This is a genomic window from Candidatus Pantoea edessiphila (assembly GCF_002933355.1).
Lineage (GTDB): Bacteria > Pseudomonadota > Gammaproteobacteria > Enterobacterales > Enterobacteriaceae > Pantoea_C > Pantoea_C edessiphila.
Genome location: NZ_PDKU01000005.1, coordinates 1 through 17,903, shown reverse-complemented (window position 1 = coordinate 17,903; position 17,903 = coordinate 1). Strand labels below are relative to the sequence as shown.

Here is a 17,903-nt window from a genome sequence, read left to right as displayed (position 1 = left end):
TTATGGTTTATTAGTATTTATTAGTAACATTATTTTAATGTAATTATGTTATTATTAAATCACTAATTATTTATTAAAATAATTTTATTTTTGAAAAAATGTGGACATTAATTATCTATTGTTTATATGTTGTCTATTTTTATATCTTATTTATTTTTATGTATTATTTATACTTAGAATACATTAATAAAAATAAATAAAATTAAATTTAACGATTGTTTTATATAATTATTATTTTCTGATTAAATATAAATAAAATATTCTTTTATGATTAACACAGTACTTGCTACAAAATGGCGTCCAAAAAATTTTTCTGATGTAGTTGGTCAAACACATGTTGTGACAGCATTAACAAATGGATTATCTTTAGGAAGAATTCATCATTCATATCTTTTTGCTGGGATAAGAGGTATAGGAAAAACTACTATTGCACGTATTTTAGCAAAATGTTTTAGTTGTAAAATTGGAATTGTATCAATTCCGTGCGGCAACTGTAATCATTGCCTAGAAATTTCACAGGGTAAATTTATTGATTTCATTGAAGTTGATGCTGCTTCTCGTACTAAAGTTGAAGATATGCGAGATTTATTAGATAATGTACAGTATGCACCAGTTAGCGGTAGATTTAAAATTTATTTAATAGATGAAATTCACATGCTATCACGACATAGTTTTAATGCATTATTAAAAACTTTAGAAGAACCGCCTAAACACGTAAAATTTTTACTTGCTACTACAGATCCGCATAAAATCCCAGCAACTATTTTATCTCGCTGTATGAAATTTTATCTTAAAACAATTAGCGTTGTTCAAATATATGAAAAAATATACCATATCCTAAAAAAAGAAAAAGTAATCAGTGAACCAGGTACATTGGAATTATTATCTAGAGCAGCAGACGGCAGTATGAGAGATGCTTTAAGTCTTACTGAACAAGCTATTGCAATCGGTAATGGCCAAATAACTAATAATACTTTAAAAAATATGTTAGGTATTTCTGATAGCGAATATCCTATCAATATTATTGAAGCTTTAGTAGAAGGTAATGCCAATAAAATTATGAATTTGTTAAATCAAATAGAATCAATAGGTTATATAGATTGGGATCTATTATTAGTAGATGTACTTCGTTTATTACATGCTGTTTTTATGATTCAGTTACTCCCAAAATCTCAAAATGAAAATAAATATAACATACGTTTAAATAAATTAGCAAATATAGCATCTCCTAATGATTTACAACTATATTATCAAATAATTTTAATGGGAAGAAAAGATTTACCAAATGCACCAAATTATCGTATGGGAGTTGATGTAACATTATTACGTGCATTAGCATTTCGTTTTGAAAATTAATTGATTGTCTTAAAAACTATCAATTTAAAGGTAAATATTAATTTTATAAAAGTATTTTTTATTTTACGACATTAAATTTCGTTATTAATTAGGTCATTTATTATTGTATAAAAATAAATATTTTTTATACAATATAATTTTTTAGATAGTAACAAATTAACATATCATGATCGCTAAATAATCAACATTATTAAATTATTTTAGAATATTACTTGGTGGATATTATTGTATTTATTCTAAATAATTTTATATTAATAAATTTCAGATTTGTATTGAGAGAAAATTATGTTTGACAAAGGCGGATTAAGTAATTTAATGAAACAAGCTCAACAGATGCAAGAAAGAATGACTAAGGTTCAGAAAGAAATCGCTTTATTAGAAGTTACTGGCGAATCAGGTGCAGGTCTAGTCAAAGTTACTATTAATGGTTCACACAATTGTCGGCTAGTTAAAATCGCTCCAAGTTTATTAGAAGATGACAAAGATATGTTAGAGGATTTAATTGCGGCAGCATTTAATGATGCCGCTCGTCGTATTGACGATATTCAAAAAGAAAAAATGGCTTCTCTATCTTCTGATATGCACATACCATTAGGTTTTAAAATGCCTTTTTAACGAGGAATCGAAAAAATAATAGTTATATATAATTTAATTTATTTACTATTGTAACATTTAATATGATAATAAAGCTAAATACTAATAATCAAAATGAAACTTTAGGAAATATAACTATGAAATTTATTTCTAATATATTTAAATTATAGTTTTTTATTATAAGTAATTTTTTTAATATTACGAGTATTGGCTAAACTCGAAAAAATTTTTTAATTTTACTTTTATTTGAGGTATTTGTTAAAATGAAAGGACAAGAAACTCGTGACTTTCAATCTGAAGTTAAACAGCTTTTACATTTAATGATTCATTCCTTATATTCAAATAAAGAGATTTTTTTAAGAGAACTAATATCTAATGCATCAGATGCAACGGATAAGTTACGTTTTCTTGCTTTATCTAACTCTAAATTATATGAAAATGATAGTGAATTACATGTAAGGATTTCTATAAACAAAGATAATCGTACCATTAAAATTGACGATAATGGAATTGGGATGTCTCGTCAAGAAGTTATTGATAACATAGGTACTATTGCAAAATCTGGCACTAAATTGTTTCTTGAATCAATAAAAGCTAATAAATCCAATGACAAACTTATTGGTCAATTTGGGGTAGGTTTTTACTCAGCATTTATTGTGTCTGATAAAGTTTCTTTACGTACTAGGACAGCTGGTACCTCTTTAGATGAGGGGGTATTTTGGGAATCAACAGGTGAAGGTGAATACACTATTGCTGATGTTAAAAAAGCTGACCGAGGTACTGAAATTACATTGCATATTCGTAAAGGAGAAGATGATTTCCTTGATGCATGGAATATTCGTCGTATTGTTAGTAAATATTCCGATCATATTGCACTACCAGTAGAATTTGAAGTTCAAGATAAAGACAATAATTCGACTAAATGGGAACAAATAAATAAAGCGCAGGCATTATGGATTAGAAATAAATCTGAAATAACTAATCAAGATTATAATGAATTCTATAAGCATATTACACATGATTTTCAAGATCCATTAATATGGAGTCATAATAGAGTAGAAGGTATACAAGAATATACTAGTTTATTATATATTCCTTCACATGCGCCTTTCGATATGTGGAATCGCGATCATAAAAGAGGCATTAAGTTATACATACAACGTGTTTTTATAATGGATAATGCCAAACAGTTTATACCTAATTACTTGCGTTTTGTACGTGGTTTAATAGATTCTAGTAATCTTCCCCTGAACGTATCACGAGAAATTTTACAAGATAGCAAAATTACAAAAAATTTATGCACAGCATTAACTAAGCGTGTGCTTCAAATGCTAGAATCATTATCGAAAAATGATTGTGAAAAATACAAAGTATTTTGGAAAGAATTTGGTTTAGTTCTAAAAGAAGGACCAGCTGAAGATAATATTAACCAAAAAACTATTGCTAAATTGCTGAGGTTTACTTCAACAAAAAATAATACTAGCGAGCAAACTATTTCTTTAGAAGACTATGTTAGTCGTATGGTAGAAGGGCAAGAAAAAATTTATTTTATTACTGCTGATAGTTACAGTGCAGCAAAAAGTAGCCCAAATTTAGAATTGTTTGATAAAAAAAACATAGAAGTTCTATTACTTTCAGATCGTATAGATGAATGGATGATGAGTTATTTAAATGATTTTAATGGTAAATCTTTCCAATCTGTTAGCAAAATAGATGATTCATTAAATAAATTATTAGATAAAGAAATTACAGAACAACGAAAAATAGAAAAAGAACTAGAACCTTTTATCAAACGAATACAAAAATCATTAAATAATAGAGTTAAAGAAGTTAGATTAACTCATCGCCTTACTAATACACCAGCAGTTGTCACTACTGCTTCTAACGATATGACAACACAAATGGCAAAATTGCTATCAGCTGCAGGTAAAGAACTACCAGATGTTAAATATATTTTTGAGATAAATCCAGATCATTCATTGGTTAAATTTATATCAGATATTAAAGATGAAACTAATTTTAATGAATGGATTGAATTATTATTAGAACAATCTCTTTTAGTAGAATGTGGTACCTTAGAAGATCCTAATAAATTTATTTTAAGAATGAATAAATTATTAATGTCTTAAAAAAAGCAGATTTTTGATAATGAATATAAAAATTTGAAATTAACATATGTAAATTTTTCAATAATCTAAATTAATAAACAGTTAAATTAAAATATTGACCTAATAAGGTTATTATTATTCATAATAAAATAATTTTTTTTGGATTTTATTGTAATCCTTTTTTAAGGAGATTGATGTAATGCGTATTATTTTAATCGGAGCCCCAGGTACGGGCAAGGGTACTCAAGCTCAATTTCTTTCAGAAAAATACGGCATTCCACAAATCTCAACAGGAGATATGTTACGTAATTTAATAAAAGAGGATATAAAAATTAGTAAATCAGCAAAAAATATTATGGATACAGGTAAATTAATTACAGATGATATAGTAATTTCTTTAGTAAAAGATCGTATTAGTGAGTTAGATTGTATGAATGGTTTTTTATTAGATGGTTTTCCGCGTACCATTTGTCAAGCAGAAGCAATGAAAAAAATAGGGATTAAAATAGATAAGGTATTAGAATTTATTGTGCCTAAAGATATAATAGTTAAAAGATTAATAGGTCGTAGAGTGCATATTCCATCAGGACGTGTATATCATGTATTATTTAATCCTCCTAGATTGGAAAATAAAGATGATATAACAGGTGAAGAACTAAATATCCGTAAAGATGACAAAAAAGAAGTCGTACTGAATAGACTTAAAGAATATTATAAGACTACAACTCCATTAATTGAATATTATACTAAAGAAGCGCAACTAGGTAATCTTGCTTACTCTAAAATAGATGGAGTTAAACAAGTAAACGAAGTAAGTTTGCAATTAACTAAAATTCTTGGTTAAGATAAAATATCTTTTTTAACAAGTTAAATATCTTAATTAATATAAATTCATATTTATTTAGGTAATTATGATGATAAAAAAAAAATCAGGTATACTATTAGCTAACTTAGGTACTCCTGATGCTCCGACTAAATCTGCGATTAAACGATATTTAAGACAGTTCTTAAGCGATAAACGCGTTATTAATATGCCAACTTGGATTTGGTGGCCAATTCTTAATTTAATCATTTTACCAGTAAGATCAATATCTTTATCAAAGATGTATGTATCTATTTGGAAAGAAGAAGGATCTCCATTAATGATAAATAGTCAAAAACAAAGAAATGCTTTATCATCTAGACTTAATATACCAGTAGAAATTGGCATGAGTTATGGTAATCCTAGTATAAAATACTCTGTAGATAAATTAATGACAAAAGGAATAGATAGGATCATTATCTTACCTTTATACCCACAATTTTCTTCCGCAACTGTAGCTGCAGTTTGGGATAGTTTATGTAAAGTATTTACAAAATATAAATCAATCCCTGATATATGTTTTATTAGAGATTATGCTGACCATCCAGCTTATATTAATGCACTAAAAATCTGTGTTAAACGTTCTTTTGAAAAAAATGGAATACCAGATTTATTAGTTATTTCTTATCATGGAATTCCAAAACGTTTAGTTAATGAAGGTGATGACTACCTTAATCGTTGTTTAGATACTACGAATGCATTAACTAAAGAGCTCGGATTAAATAATGAACAATTCATATTGACTTTTCAATCACGTTTTGGGTATGAACCTTGGTTAACTCCATATACTGATCATATTATAAAAGAACTTCCATCTAAGGGAATTAAACATATTCAAGTAATAAGTCCTGGTTTTGCATCTGACTGTTTAGAAACTCTAGAAGAGTTAGATAGTCGTAATAGAGATTATTTTATGAATTCTGGTGGAGAAAGATTTGAATATATTCCAGCCTTAAACGATGAAGAATCACACATTGATATGATGTGTCAATTAATTAATAAATTTTTATAATTTATTTATTTATTATCATGACGCTAATGATACATGTTTTTCTATATCGGATTTAAGTATATGTAATATACTGTTAGCAATTTCTCTTTCACCCATTACTACTTGATTAGCACCTCGTTCCATAATATATTTTACTTCGTCATCGTAATGAGCTCTTGCAATAATCTCAATACTTTGATTTTTTCCTCTTACTATAGTTACCACTTCAGCTGCTTCATATCCGTTTGGAATTGTCAGCAACAACCAACGTGCACGATCTATATATGTCAGATTTATGATATCTTCATTAGTAGCATTGCCAAGAACTGCATTGATTTTTTGTTTTTTTAATAATTCAACCATTAGATGCGAATTTTCAACAACTACTAAAGGTATATCTAAATCATTTAATTTTTTCCCAATTATACTACCAACACGACCATAACCTATAATAACTGCATGGTTACTGATATTTACGGGAACTGGAATTTGTTTTATTTCTTTGTTCATTTCTTTTAAAGATTGTTTTTTAACATTTTCATCATTTTGATTCAAATATTTTTCTAGTAAACCAAACATCATGGGATTGATAATTATTGAAAGAATAGCTGTAGCCAATATTATACTTCCTACTTCATCACTGAGGAGTCCTAAGGAAATACCAAGTCCAGTTAGAATGAAAGCAAATTCACCAATTTGTGCTAAACTAACTGAAATTGTTAAAGCGGTTTTACGTGAATGACCTAACAATATAACTAAAGTCCAAGCTACTATTGACTTTCCAAATAAAATAATAATTAATGATCCTAATAGTGCTATAGGTTGTTTAATTAAAATCATTGGGTTAAATAACATACCTACAGAAACGAAAAATAATACAGCAAATGCATCTCTTAATGGTAAAGTATCATGAGCTGCACGATGACTTAACTCAGATTCATTTAATGTCATACCAGCAAAAAAAGCACCAAGTGCAAAAGAAATCTTAAAAAATTTTACTGCACCAAATGCAATACCTAATGCTAATGCCAAAACCGCTAAAGTGAATAGTTCACGTGAGCCTGTTGCAGCACTTTTGGCAAGCATCCAAGGTATTGCACGACGTCCTACTATCATCATTAATGCCATAAATGAAATGACTTTACCTATTGTTAACAAAAAATCTAATATTAATAAATTAAAACTTGTATCACCTTCTTTTACTATACTAGCTATGGTTGGTAGTAATACTAATATTAGTATCATTACTATATCTTCAACAATCAACCAACCTATAGCAATTTGACATCTTTGAGTATTAATTAGTTTTCTTTCTTCAAATGCACGCATTAAAACAACTGTACTTGCTGTTGATAATGCTAGACCAAAAACTAGACCTGTTGCCCATGGCCAACCTATTGCCCAAGATAAACCCATTCCCATTATAGTTGCCATAGTAATTTGAGTAACAGCTCCAGGAATGGCTATATTTTTTACTTCGAGTAAATCTCTTAAAGAAAAATGTAAACCAATACCAAACATAAGTAAAGTTACACCTAACTCTGCTAATTCAGGTATTAAATTAATATCTGCAACAAATCCCGGAGTAAAAGGACCAGCTAATACACCTGCAGCTAGATAACCTACTAGAGGAGAAATTCTTAAACGATGTGCTATCATACCAAAGACAAAAGCTAAAATAAATGCACCTACAATAGTATTAATTAAAGGTGTTGAATGATGCATAATGAAGACCTCTAGACGTTATCTTAAGATACGAACTATGATTTTAATAAACTATTAAATAATTGTTCAATACAAAATGTTTGTATTGTAAAAATTTAAATGATATTAAAATAATTAATTTAAAGGTTATAAACTCATTACTTAAAGTGCTAGAATAAAACAATAATTTATTTTTATCAGTAAGATAATTAATTTAATATTTATTCTTATCAATTCATTAAATGAAACTTTGTTATTTAAAGCTATACGCAAAACATCAATATTAGATAGCTAAGTTTAAACATAATTAAGTTATATAATTTAAAAACATTTTTAATAATATTTGTTTTTGATAATTAATATAATAGAATTAACAATTAACAACTTAAATTATGTTTTTAGAAGTAAATGAATTTAATTTATTCTTGCATTTATTTTATTATTAATACTTTGACATAATAATGTCAGCTAAAAGAAGTATTAATTCGTAATTAATACTGTAATTTCCTTATTAAATTTATCACAATTAAATATTGTTATATCTAAAAAACAAACATTATTAATTTTTATTTGCATACTAAAATTATTTGTAATTTATTAATGTATTATTTATTATAGTATATAGTATCTAACATAGATTAATGTAAAAATAATAATTTTATTAGTGTAATAAGATTAATTGATTGATTATTTAAAAAAATGGTGTATTCTAAATTTCCTATATCTTAACAATTAATAATAAAACTAATTATAATTAACATAAATAGATTTTTATTAAAAATGAATTAAGTATTTCATATTATAGTTAAATTACTAGAATTTTTTAACTATTTTACATATTGCATCAGAATAAGCTTGTAAAGATAAGATAATATCTTCCAGGTTAACTGATTCTTTGGGATTGTGACTAATGCCACGATAATTTCGTATAAATAACATACCAACTGGCCAGCGTTCAGCTATAGCAATTGCATCATGACCTGCTCCGCTTGATAAAAAAAAACTTCTTCCTTGTACTGTTTCTATTGAACTACTCAAAATTTTTTGTAATGCAATATCACATAATGTTTCATAAGTCCGATAATATTCTTTATAATTAAAGATCATATTTCTACGAGTCGCGATCATTTTAGCCTCTGATAATAAAATAGAAGCAAAAGATTCTAACATATCATCTTGAGGACCTCGAATATCCAATGAACAATTCACTACTCCAGGAATTACATTTATAACTCCAGGATCACAATCTATGTACCCTACTGTAGATACTAATTGAGGATGGTTTTCCCTAGTATTAGACTCAATAAAAATTATCCATTCAGCACAAGCTACTAAGGCATCTCTGCGATAACGCATTGGTACTGTACCAGCATGTCCAGCTTCACCTATAAACTTACAATTAAAACGGCGTGTTCCATTAATTGTTGTTACAACAGCAAGAGGTAAGTTCTCTTTTTCTAAACAAGGACCTTGTTCTATATGCAATTCAATATAAGCAACAATATCTTTTATATTTCTAGACGCATCATTAATCTTATTGCTTTTTAATCCGAAATCACTCATAGCTTGATGCATAGTAATTCCATCGTTATCAGTATAAGATAACCATTTTTCATTCCATGTACCAGTGATACCTCTACTACCAAGAAGTGTTATGCCAAATCTTGTACCTTCTTCATCACTAAAACCAATTACTTCAATTGCTAATTGAAAACGAATATTTTTTTTATTAAACCAATATACTAACTCAATAGCAGTTAATACACCTAATATACCATCATATTTACCAGCATTTTTTACTGTATCTAAATGTGAACCTAGCATTATTGCTGGTGCATTTTTAAAATAAGAATCATAACGGCCACAAATATTTCCTACAGCGTCTTGCCATACTAACATACCCGCTTCTTGCATCCATTTTCCTACTAATTTATTAGCTAGTAGGTGTTCTTTAGATAAATAAATACGTGTTATTCCAATTTCTTTACAAGTGATCTTAGATAACTCATTGCATCTTAAGATCACGCGCATTGCAGAAATTTTTGCTTCTCTACTATCAATCATTATTATGTTTCTCGTAATAATCCCATGCAGCTTGTAATGAAGCACCTTGTACTGTTCGATAACCAAGATAATTTAAAACACTATCTAAAGCACATAGAGTTTGCATCACGCAGTCTTTACGAGCATTGTAACCCATAGTTCCAATACGCCAAATTTTCCCATCTAAAGCACCAAAAGAAGTACCTATTTCTATTGAAAAATCTTCTAACATTATTTTTCTTACCTGATTACCATTAATAGATAAAGGTATTACTACTCCTAAAATATTATTCATTTTATAGTTTATATTACCAAAAATTTCTAATCCCATCGCTTGAATCCCAGCTAACATTGCTCTACCATGTTTCTTGTGGCGAGAAATATTTTTATTTAGTCCATCTTGTAAAATAATACGTGCACACTCACGAGATCCATAAAGTGCAGTAGTAGCTTCTGTATGATGATTTAGACGTTGTGGACCCCAATAATCCATAATCATGCTTAGATCAAAATAATTAGAATATATTATCTCATTACAACCATCTTTATGCTCTTGAGTACGAATACCTGATTCTACACAACTTCTTTTTCTAATTACCTTTTCTATTTTAGAACTTAAAGTAATAGGGGAAGTACCAGAAGGACCTCCAAGACATTTTTGCATACCTGCAGATACAGCATCTAACTTCCATTTATCTGTTTCTAATATATTACCACCTATTGATGCAGTTGCATCAGTATAAAATAAAACGTTATATTGTTCACAAACATCACCTATTTCTTGTAAGGGTTGCAGCATAGTAGTTGATGTGTCTCCATGTACTGTAAGTAACAATTTCGGTTTTATTTTCTTTATAGCATCTTCTACTTTATCAGGTATAACGATTTCACCCCAAGGAACAACTATAGTATAAACTTCTGCCTTACAACGGCGAGCAATTTCACATAGCAAATGACCAAATCTTCCAAATACTAAAACTAATACTTTATCCCCTGGATGAATTGTAGATATTAAAATAGATTCTATACCTGCTCTAGACGTTCCATTAATTAATATAGTCCAATAATTTTTTGTTTTAAATAAATCACGATATAATGCCATTACTTCATTCATATAATCAGTCATATAAGGATCATACTGACCAATCAACTGAGTTGCCATAGCACGCAGAACTCGTGGATCTGCGTTTATAGGTCCTGGTCCCATGAGTAAACGTTGTGGTGCATTAATTTGATGATATTGAAAAATATCCATATTTGATTTTCCACTGTTAGTTCATTAATAATAATAAAATAATTTATTTTAATAAAAAAAATAAAACAGTATGATTTTAATTGTTAATAAATCAATTATTAATAATATTTATTTTTAATACATAATAAATTTATATAACATAAATCATTATCATAATAATACTTATTCTTTTCATAAAACGATTTTTAGTTTACATTAATCATATTCATTAATTTATCTAATAAAAATATAATGATTTATAGTAATACAGCACTATTTGGTATGGTGGTTACCCCTCATCACTTAGCAAGTGGTACTGCAGTAAAAATATTAAAACAGGGAGGTAATGCAATTGAAGCAATGGTTGCAGCTGCAGCAACCATATCTGTAGTTTATCCTCACATGAATGGTTTAGGTGGAGATGGGTTCTGGTTAATTCTTCCTCCTCAAGGAAAACCAATAGCTATAGATGCTAGTGGTGCCGCTGGTTCTTTAGTTAATTTAGATTGTTATTATAATGAACAGAACATTCCACATCGTGGTCCAAAATCAGCTATAACTGTAGCTGGAACATTAAGTGGTTGGCAAGAAGCTCTTTGTATATCATCAGAATTTAATATTCAAAAACAATCTCAAATATCATTAACAGAGTTATTAAATGATGCAATTTTATATGCTAATGATGGATTTCCCATTACTCATTCACAATTTATTGCTACTAAAAAGAAAATAACAGAATTAAAAATTCAACCAGGTTTTTATACAACTTTTTTATCTAATGGAAAAATACCTGAGATAGGTAGTCGGTTTATACAACCAGAATTAGCAAAAACATTACATCAATTGGCTGACGAAGGTCTTGATAGTTTTTATCATGGAAATTTAGCGCATAAACTAGCGAAACAAATGTTATATCTTAAAATGCCTATTACCCTACAAGATTTAAAACAACATAGAGCTCATCGATACACACCATTAAGTATTTCTCATAGCAAAGGAGATATATGGAATACAATGCCACCAACTCAAGGAATTACATCTTTGATGATATTAGGTATCCTTGATCAATTAGACATGTCAAATGCTGATACTGTAAAAACAATACATAACATAGTAGAAGCAACAAAAAAAGCTTTTATAATACGTGATAAATATATTACAGACTCTAGATATATGAATGAGAATTTATATTCATTTCTTAATAAAGAAACTTTTATTAATATGGCCAATCAAATTAATGATAAAAAAGCATCAAGCTATCAACAATTAAGATATAGTGATGGTGATACAGTTTGGATGGGTATAATAGATAAAAACGGTTTAGCTGTATCATTTATCCAAAGTATTTATCATGAATTTGGTAGTGGAATAGTAATACCTAATACTGGTATTGTTTGGCATAATCGCGGTGTTGCATTCAGTCTTAATCCTACACATATTTTAGCCTTATATCCTGGCAAAAAGCCATTTCATACACTAAATCCGGCTGCTGCAAGACTTAAAAATAATCGTGTTATGGTTTATGGATCAATGGGTGGTGACGGGCAACCTCAAATTCAAGCAGCTATTTTTACTAGATACGTAGTTCAAAATTTACAACTTCAACAATCAATTACTATGCCAAGATGGATATTTGGAAGGACTTGGGGAGAATATTCTCATTCTTTGAAAATTGAGAAACGTTTTGATGTAAAGACTATAGAAAATTTGCGTAATTTAGGACATCAAATAGAATTGCTAGATGAATTTAGTGAAGCAGTTGGTCATGCTGGTGCTATAGTTCGTCACAATAACGGTATGTTAGAAGGCGCAAGCGATCCTCGGTGTAATGGTAGTGCTAACGGATTTTAATAATAGGAAAAAAATGAATAATAATATTAATTGGAACAACTATGTAATACAAATGGAAAAGATAATGGATCTTAATATAGATGATCGAAATCGTTCTGAATTACTGAATCAAATACAACATATTGCTAATATTGCTTCACCATTAATGTCTTTTCCGTTGGAAGATCGTCTACCAGTAGCAGGGGTTTACAAAGCATGAAATTAAGTGATATGTCTATTGTAGATTTAAATAAGGCCATTAAAACAGGTGCAATAAGTGTAATAGAAATTGCAAATAAAACTATTGAAATGATTAAACAATATAATTCTAAATTAAATGCTTGGACTGAAATTACTACAGAACGTATATTAAAAGAAGCTAGTACAGTAGATCAAAAAAAACATAGGAACGAAAAATTAACTTTATTATCTGGTATTCCCTATGCTGTTAAAAATTTGTTTGACGTACAAGGGTATACAACTTTATCTGGTGCTAGTATGTTTATTGGATATCCTGCTGCGCAAAAAGATGCATGGGTTATATCAAAATTATCTGAGTCAGGTGCAATTCTTTCTGGAATGTTGAATATGGATGCTTATGCTTATGGATTCACTACAGAAAATAGTTATTATGGTGCTACTCATAATCCACATGATTTAACACGTATAGCAGGAGGTTCTTCTGGAGGTTCTGCTGCTGCAGTAGCAGCAGGATTAATACATTTTTCATTAGGTACAGATACCAACGGTTCAATCAGAGTTCCAGCTTCATTATGTGGTGTTTTTGGTTTAAAACCTACTTTTGGAAGACTGTCACGTACTGGAACACATACTTTTGTTTCTAGCCTTGATCATATTGGTTTATTTGCCCGTAGAGTGGAAGATTTAGCTATAGTATATGATTGTATGCAAGGGAAAGATATTAATGATCCATTTCAAACAGATTATCCTACTTCTCAAACATTCTTAAACTTAAATAAGGAAAAAAATATATTAAGATGTGCTTTATTAGGGGGATTTTTTTCTTATTGGTCTAATGAAGAAGCTCATAGAGCAATGGCTATTGCAGGAAAAGCACTAAAAGCTAGTGATGAAATTGTGATTCCTGAAGCTGAATTAGCTCGTTCTGCTGCTTTTATTATCACAGCTGGAGAAAGTGGTAATCAATATTTGCCTTTACTTCGTCAAATACCGGAAAGATTTGAATTAAATTCACGTGAAAGACTAATAGCCGGTGCTATAATGCCAAGTAATTGGTATATTCAAGCACAACGTTTCCGAAATTATTTTAAACAACAAGTTTTACCTCTTTTTAACAAGTTTGATATACTCATTGCTCCTGCAACACCATGTACTGCTATAACCATAGGTCAACAAGAAATTCATGTTAACGGTTACGATTTACCTGCAAAATCTAGTATTGGTATGCTAACTCAGCCAATTTCTTTCCTTGGTCTACCTGTTTGTACAGTCCCATTTATCACACAAAACAGATTACCCATAGGACTCCAACTAATTGCTGCTCCATTTCAAGAAGAATTAGTTTTACATGCAGCAAAAAATTTAGAAAACAACGGATTAACTATGCAACCAATTGATATTGCTAGTAAATGATAAAATAAATTATAAATTATTAAATATTTCTTAGTATCAAAATATGTAAAAACTGATTATTTGCAGAAAGAAAGAGAGCATTTATTAATCCAATGATCTGCAATTTGTTGACGTGTGCAAATCCATATATCTTGATAATTTTTAATATAGTCAAGAAAATTCTTCAATGCAATAAATTTTCCTGGACGACCTAATATTCTACAATGCATGCCAATTGACATCAATTTAGGTTTAATTTTACCTTCCTCATAAAGCACATCAAATGTATCTTTAAGATAAATAAAGAAATGTTTTGCAGTATTAAATCCTTGTGGTAAAAAAAATCGCATATCATTACAATCAAGCGTATAAGGAATAATTAAGTGTTTTTTAGAATTTCCATCCTTGCAATTAACAGATATCCAAAAAGGTAAATCATCACCATAATAATCACTATCATAGGTAAATCCACCTTGTTCTATTAATAAATGACGTGTATTTGGACTATCTCTGCCTGTATACCAACCAGTAGGAAGCTTTCCAAATAAATCTAAGTATAATTGTACTGATTTTTGAATATGTGTTCTTTCTGTTTCAATGTCTACTGTTTGATAATTTATCCAACGCAATCCATGGTTAACTACATCATAATTAGCTTTTTTAATTGCCTTAACTACTTCATTATTTCTAGCTAATGCAACGGAAACTCCAAAAATTGTTAATGGTAAATTGCGTTTCTGAAATTCATTATGAATACGCCAAAATCCAACTCGTGAACCATATTCATAAATAGATTCCATAGACATATGACGATTTGAATAACTATCAGTTATAATAAGATCGGAAAGAAATTTTTCAGAGTATTGATCACCATCTATTATATGACTTTCAGCTCCTTCTTCATAATTCAAAACAAATTGTATTGCTAAACGAGCATTTTTTGGCCAATGAGCATAAGGTGGATTAGATCCATAACCTATTAAATTTCTTTGATGTTTTTCATGGAAATCATACGATTGATTTGTTATGTTACTAAAATTTTTCATAGATTTTTATTTTAATTTAAGTACTGAAATATACCAGAAAGTGTTTTTTTTGAAGGAAAATCTAGATCACCGTATTTACTTGTGCTTAATCCTGATTTTATCAGTAATTCAACTATATTAATTGCAGCACTAATACCGTCTATAACTGGTATTCTAAGTTCTTGCATTAGTAATGGTGCTAAATTAGACATAGCAGCACAACCTAAGATAATAGCTCCAATACCATCCTTCATTTTTGATTCTATACAACATTCGATTATTTTTTCTTTTGCCTGTTCTTGTTTACTAACTAATTCTAATACTGAAAAGTCAACATTATGTATTGCACTACAATGATGTATTAATCCATATTGTTGTAATAATTGTTTAGTAATCATTAATGTACGGGGTAATGTAGTTATTATAGAAAACTTAGTAGCTAATAGTGTAGCAATATGCATAGCTGCTTCAGCCATACCGATCACAGGTTTTACTGCTATTTCACGTGCTGCAAGTAAACCTGGATCACTAAAACAAGCAATAACATGACCTTGAACACCTTGTAATTCACCAATTTTAACTTGATCTAAAACACCTATATTAGCAATTGCCACATCAAAATTTCCTTCTATAGAAGGCACTCCTCCTTTAGTTGGAGATATTACTGAAATATCAATGTAATCTGATTTCAGATTATTGGCTGTTTGATTAATTATTTCAGTAATATCTATACTAGTATTAGGATTAATTACTTGAATTAAATGCATAATTTTATTTCCTTGTATTATTCATTTATTGACTATTGACAAAAAATAAAAAATCACTAAATAGATAAAATCTTTAAAATTTATGTTAACAAATCATTATTTTAATGAAGATGATGCAAAATACATGCTATAATGTCCTATATAAGATGAAATTAGTATACATAGAAATATCTTTATTTAATCCTTAATTGAGGATAAATCAAAAATAGCATATTACTATGAGAATTATTTTATTTTCTTTTCTATCAAAATAATTTATTTTTCATCAATAGATCTTTATTAGAGATAAAAATAAGCATAAATACCATGATAATACAATATTCTTTAAAATTTAAATAATATTAATCTATATAATATCATTCGATGATGTTAGTAGATTATTTATCCATCATAGTCTACAAATTTTTCTTTCCACATGCAAAAACCTGAATATTTCTGTATTAAATCTAGATTTTCTTTATGAGATAAGATTTCTTTCTCATTTGCCATGATAATTCTTAAAGATGATCTTTTAATATTAATATTTTCAAAAAATTTTAATTCCTTTTGAGAACTGGATTTGTTTTGTGTGAAAGGTAAAGATATTTGACCACTAGTCATAAGTAAAAAAATTTTAGATAAAATCTCAGCATCTATGATTGCGCTATGCAATTTACGTTTGCTAGTATCTAATTTATAACGGACACAGAGAGCATCAAGATTGTTTTTTTTTCCAGGAAACATCTTTCTCGATGTTTCAAGGCTATCTGTAATATGGCAAATATTTTTAATATTTTTTATACTTAAATTTAGTTTACTTAATTCATAGTTTATAAAATCAACATCAAACATTGCGTTATGTATTATTAATTCTGCACCATAAACATAGTTAATAAATTCTTCAGCTATTTCACTAAAAGTTGGTTTGTTGATTAAAAAATCATTTGAAATACCATGAATTTTAAATGATTCATGAGTTATTGATCTATTAGGATTTAAATATTTATGAAAATTATTACCTGTTGGAAGACGATTAATTAATTCAACTGCACCAATTTCTATTATTTTATGACCTTCATAATAAGTTCCAGTAATATTTATTCCAGTAGTTTCAGTATCTAGAAATATTTGGCGATTATGTATGGTATTCATGTGAAAAATTTTTATTATTAAGTTATTTATTAGAGTGTAATATAAAAATGTATAGAAAAATAGAAATATTCACAGACGGATCTTGTCTTAAAAATCCTGGACCTGGTGGTTATGCTTTTATTTTAAAAGATATTTTTTATGAAAGAACATTTAGTGCTGGTTATTATTTAACTACAAATAATCGAATGGAACTTATGGCAACTATTATATCTTTAGAACTTCTAAGGCAACCTTGTAATATATTATTAAGTACTGATAGCCAATATGTACGGTATGGCATTACTACTTGGATTCATAATTGGAAAAATCACGATTGGAAAACTTCTAATAAAAAATTGGTAAAAAACATAGACTTATGGCAAAGACTTGATTTAGTGATCAATTATCATAAAATTAATTGGAAATGGATTAAAAGTCACACGAATCACTCTGAAAACAACCGTTGTGATATTTTAGCTCGTAATATGGCGAAAAATCCTACTTACCAAGATATTGGATATCAACAATAAGCCTGCTGGATTTTAATTTTATAAAAAACTATCAAACAATTTATGTAGGTACTTCGTAGAAAAGCATCTTAATTATTACGTATTAAATAAGGAGGTGATCCAACCGCAGGTTCCCCTACGGTTACCTTGTTACGACTTCACCCCAGTCATGAACCA

14 protein-coding genes, 1 rRNA gene and 1 pseudogene are annotated in these 17,903 nt (G+C 28.6%); 9 read left to right on the top strand and 7 right to left on the bottom strand.

The window, feature by feature from the left end; genetic code table 11:
* Positions 1–267: 267 nt before the first annotated feature.
* The 5 genes and pseudogenes from dnaX to hemH all read left to right on the top strand — a co-directional run.
* Positions 268–1,341 (top strand): annotated as a pseudogene (gene dnaX, locus CRV10_RS03230) (DNA polymerase III subunit gamma/tau); the annotation flags it as partial.
* Between the two features lie 300 nt (positions 1,342–1,641).
* Positions 1,642–1,971 (top strand): YbaB/EbfC family nucleoid-associated protein, encoded by a 330-nt coding sequence (locus CRV10_RS03225; RefSeq protein WP_136130385.1) that lies wholly within the window; start codon positions 1,642–1,644, stop codon positions 1,969–1,971.
* Positions 1,972–2,213: 242 nt separating this feature from the next.
* A complete protein-coding gene (htpG, locus tag CRV10_RS03220; RefSeq protein ID WP_136130384.1) occupies positions 2,214–4,079 on the top strand; it encodes a molecular chaperone HtpG in 1,866 nt (621 codons plus the stop codon).
* A 178-nt stretch (positions 4,080–4,257) separates the two neighbouring features.
* Positions 4,258–4,902, top strand: coding sequence for an adenylate kinase (gene adk / locus CRV10_RS03215; protein ID WP_136130383.1), 645 nt, complete (start codon positions 4,258–4,260; stop codon positions 4,900–4,902).
* 70 nt (positions 4,903–4,972) lie between these two features.
* Complete coding sequence (gene hemH / locus CRV10_RS03210) at positions 4,973–5,932, top strand: ferrochelatase (RefSeq protein WP_136130382.1); 960 nt, start codon at positions 4,973–4,975, stop codon at positions 5,930–5,932.
* A 15-nt stretch (positions 5,933–5,947) separates the two neighbouring features.
* Here the strand turns inward: hemH and ybaL are convergent, their stop codons facing one another.
* The 3 genes from ybaL to CRV10_RS03195 all read right to left on the bottom strand — a co-directional run bounded on the left by ybaL (position 5,948) and on the right by CRV10_RS03195 (position 10,913).
* On the bottom strand, positions 5,948–7,636 hold the full coding sequence (gene ybaL / locus CRV10_RS03205; protein ID WP_136130381.1) for a YbaL family putative K(+) efflux transporter: 1,689 nt from the start codon (positions 7,634–7,636) through the stop codon (positions 5,948–5,950).
* A 792-nt stretch (positions 7,637–8,428) separates the two neighbouring features.
* The gene (gene hpxK / locus CRV10_RS03200) at positions 8,429–9,682 is read right to left on the bottom strand and encodes an allantoate amidohydrolase (protein ID WP_136130432.1); all 1,254 of its coding nucleotides are present in this window, start codon (positions 9,680–9,682) and stop codon (positions 8,429–8,431) included.
* Complete coding sequence (locus CRV10_RS03195; RefSeq protein WP_136130380.1) at positions 9,672–10,913, bottom strand: pyridoxal-phosphate-dependent aminotransferase family protein; 1,242 nt, start codon at positions 10,911–10,913, stop codon at positions 9,672–9,674. The genes hpxK and CRV10_RS03195 overlap by 11 nt, the downstream gene beginning before the upstream one ends.
* 231 nt (positions 10,914–11,144) lie before the next feature.
* On the opposite strand from CRV10_RS03195, the gene CRV10_RS03190 reads away from it, so the two are divergent.
* Genes CRV10_RS03190 through CRV10_RS03180 form a run of 3 tightly spaced genes read left to right on the top strand, consistent with a single transcriptional unit; the run spans position 11,145 to position 14,336 of the window.
* The gene (locus CRV10_RS03190; RefSeq protein ID WP_136130379.1) at positions 11,145–12,743 is read left to right on the top strand and encodes a gamma-glutamyltransferase family protein; all 1,599 of its coding nucleotides are present in this window, start codon (positions 11,145–11,147) and stop codon (positions 12,741–12,743) included.
* Positions 12,744–12,756: 13 nt separating this feature from the next.
* Entirely contained in the window at positions 12,757–12,942 is a 186-nt protein-coding gene (hpxX, locus tag CRV10_RS03185; protein ID WP_136130378.1) for an oxalurate catabolism protein HpxX, read from the top strand.
* Positions 12,939–14,336 (top strand): AtzE family amidohydrolase, encoded by a 1,398-nt coding sequence (locus CRV10_RS03180; protein WP_136130377.1) that lies wholly within the window; start codon positions 12,939–12,941, stop codon positions 14,334–14,336. Before hpxX ends, CRV10_RS03180 begins: the two co-directional genes overlap by 4 nt.
* Before the next feature lie 56 nt (positions 14,337–14,392).
* On the opposite strand, the gene puuE is transcribed toward CRV10_RS03180, so the two are convergent.
* From puuE to dnaQ, 3 genes are all read right to left on the bottom strand, one after another.
* On the bottom strand, positions 14,393–15,361 hold the full coding sequence (gene puuE / locus CRV10_RS03175) for an allantoinase PuuE (protein WP_136130376.1): 969 nt from the start codon (positions 15,359–15,361) through the stop codon (positions 14,393–14,395).
* An 11-nt stretch (positions 15,362–15,372) separates the two neighbouring features.
* A complete protein-coding gene (locus CRV10_RS03170; protein WP_136130375.1) occupies positions 15,373–16,107 on the bottom strand; it encodes an aspartate/glutamate racemase family protein in 735 nt (244 codons plus the stop codon).
* A 381-nt stretch (positions 16,108–16,488) separates the two neighbouring features.
* Complete coding sequence (gene dnaQ / locus CRV10_RS03165; protein WP_136130374.1) at positions 16,489–17,238, bottom strand: DNA polymerase III subunit epsilon; 750 nt, start codon at positions 17,236–17,238, stop codon at positions 16,489–16,491.
* Between the two features lie 47 nt (positions 17,239–17,285).
* Here dnaQ and rnhA point away from each other — a divergent pair, with 47 nt between their 5' ends.
* Positions 17,286–17,747 (top strand): ribonuclease HI, encoded by a 462-nt coding sequence (gene rnhA, locus CRV10_RS03160; protein ID WP_136130373.1) that lies wholly within the window; start codon positions 17,286–17,288, stop codon positions 17,745–17,747.
* An 87-nt stretch (positions 17,748–17,834) separates the two neighbouring features.
* Here rnhA and CRV10_RS03155 read toward each other — a convergent pair.
* Positions 17,835–17,903: ribosomal RNA gene (locus CRV10_RS03155) — 16S ribosomal RNA — on the bottom strand; the annotation flags it as partial.

What these genes read in the sequence shown, in the direction of transcription:
- htpG (WP_136130384.1), top strand. Translation starts at nt 2,214, where the DNA reads ATGAAAGGACAAGAAACTCGTGACTTTCAATCTGAAGTTAAACAGCTT.
- CRV10_RS03170 (WP_136130375.1), bottom strand. Translation starts at nt 16,107, where the DNA reads ATGCATTTAATTCAAGTAATTAATCCTAATACTAGTATAGATATTACT.
- adk (WP_136130383.1), top strand. Translation starts at nt 4,258, where the DNA reads ATGCGTATTATTTTAATCGGAGCCCCAGGTACGGGCAAGGGTACTCAA.
- puuE (WP_136130376.1), bottom strand. Translation starts at nt 15,361, where the DNA reads ATGAAAAATTTTAGTAACATAACAAATCAATCGTATGATTTCCATGAA.
- CRV10_RS03190 (WP_136130379.1), top strand. Translation starts at nt 11,145, where the DNA reads ATGATTTATAGTAATACAGCACTATTTGGTATGGTGGTTACCCCTCAT.
- CRV10_RS03180 (WP_136130377.1), top strand. Translation starts at nt 12,939, where the DNA reads ATGAAATTAAGTGATATGTCTATTGTAGATTTAAATAAGGCCATTAAA.
- dnaQ (WP_136130374.1), bottom strand. Translation starts at nt 17,238, where the DNA reads ATGAATACCATACATAATCGCCAAATATTTCTAGATACTGAAACTACT.
- CRV10_RS03225 (WP_136130385.1), top strand. Translation starts at nt 1,642, where the DNA reads ATGTTTGACAAAGGCGGATTAAGTAATTTAATGAAACAAGCTCAACAG.
- hemH (WP_136130382.1), top strand. Translation starts at nt 4,973, where the DNA reads ATGATAAAAAAAAAATCAGGTATACTATTAGCTAACTTAGGTACTCCT.
- CRV10_RS03195 (WP_136130380.1), bottom strand. Translation starts at nt 10,913, where the DNA reads ATGGATATTTTTCAATATCATCAAATTAATGCACCACAACGTTTACTC.
- rnhA (WP_136130373.1), top strand. Translation starts at nt 17,286, where the DNA reads ATGTATAGAAAAATAGAAATATTCACAGACGGATCTTGTCTTAAAAAT.
- ybaL (WP_136130381.1), bottom strand. Translation starts at nt 7,636, where the DNA reads ATGCATCATTCAACACCTTTAATTAATACTATTGTAGGTGCATTTATT.
- hpxX (WP_136130378.1), top strand. Translation starts at nt 12,757, where the DNA reads ATGAATAATAATATTAATTGGAACAACTATGTAATACAAATGGAAAAG.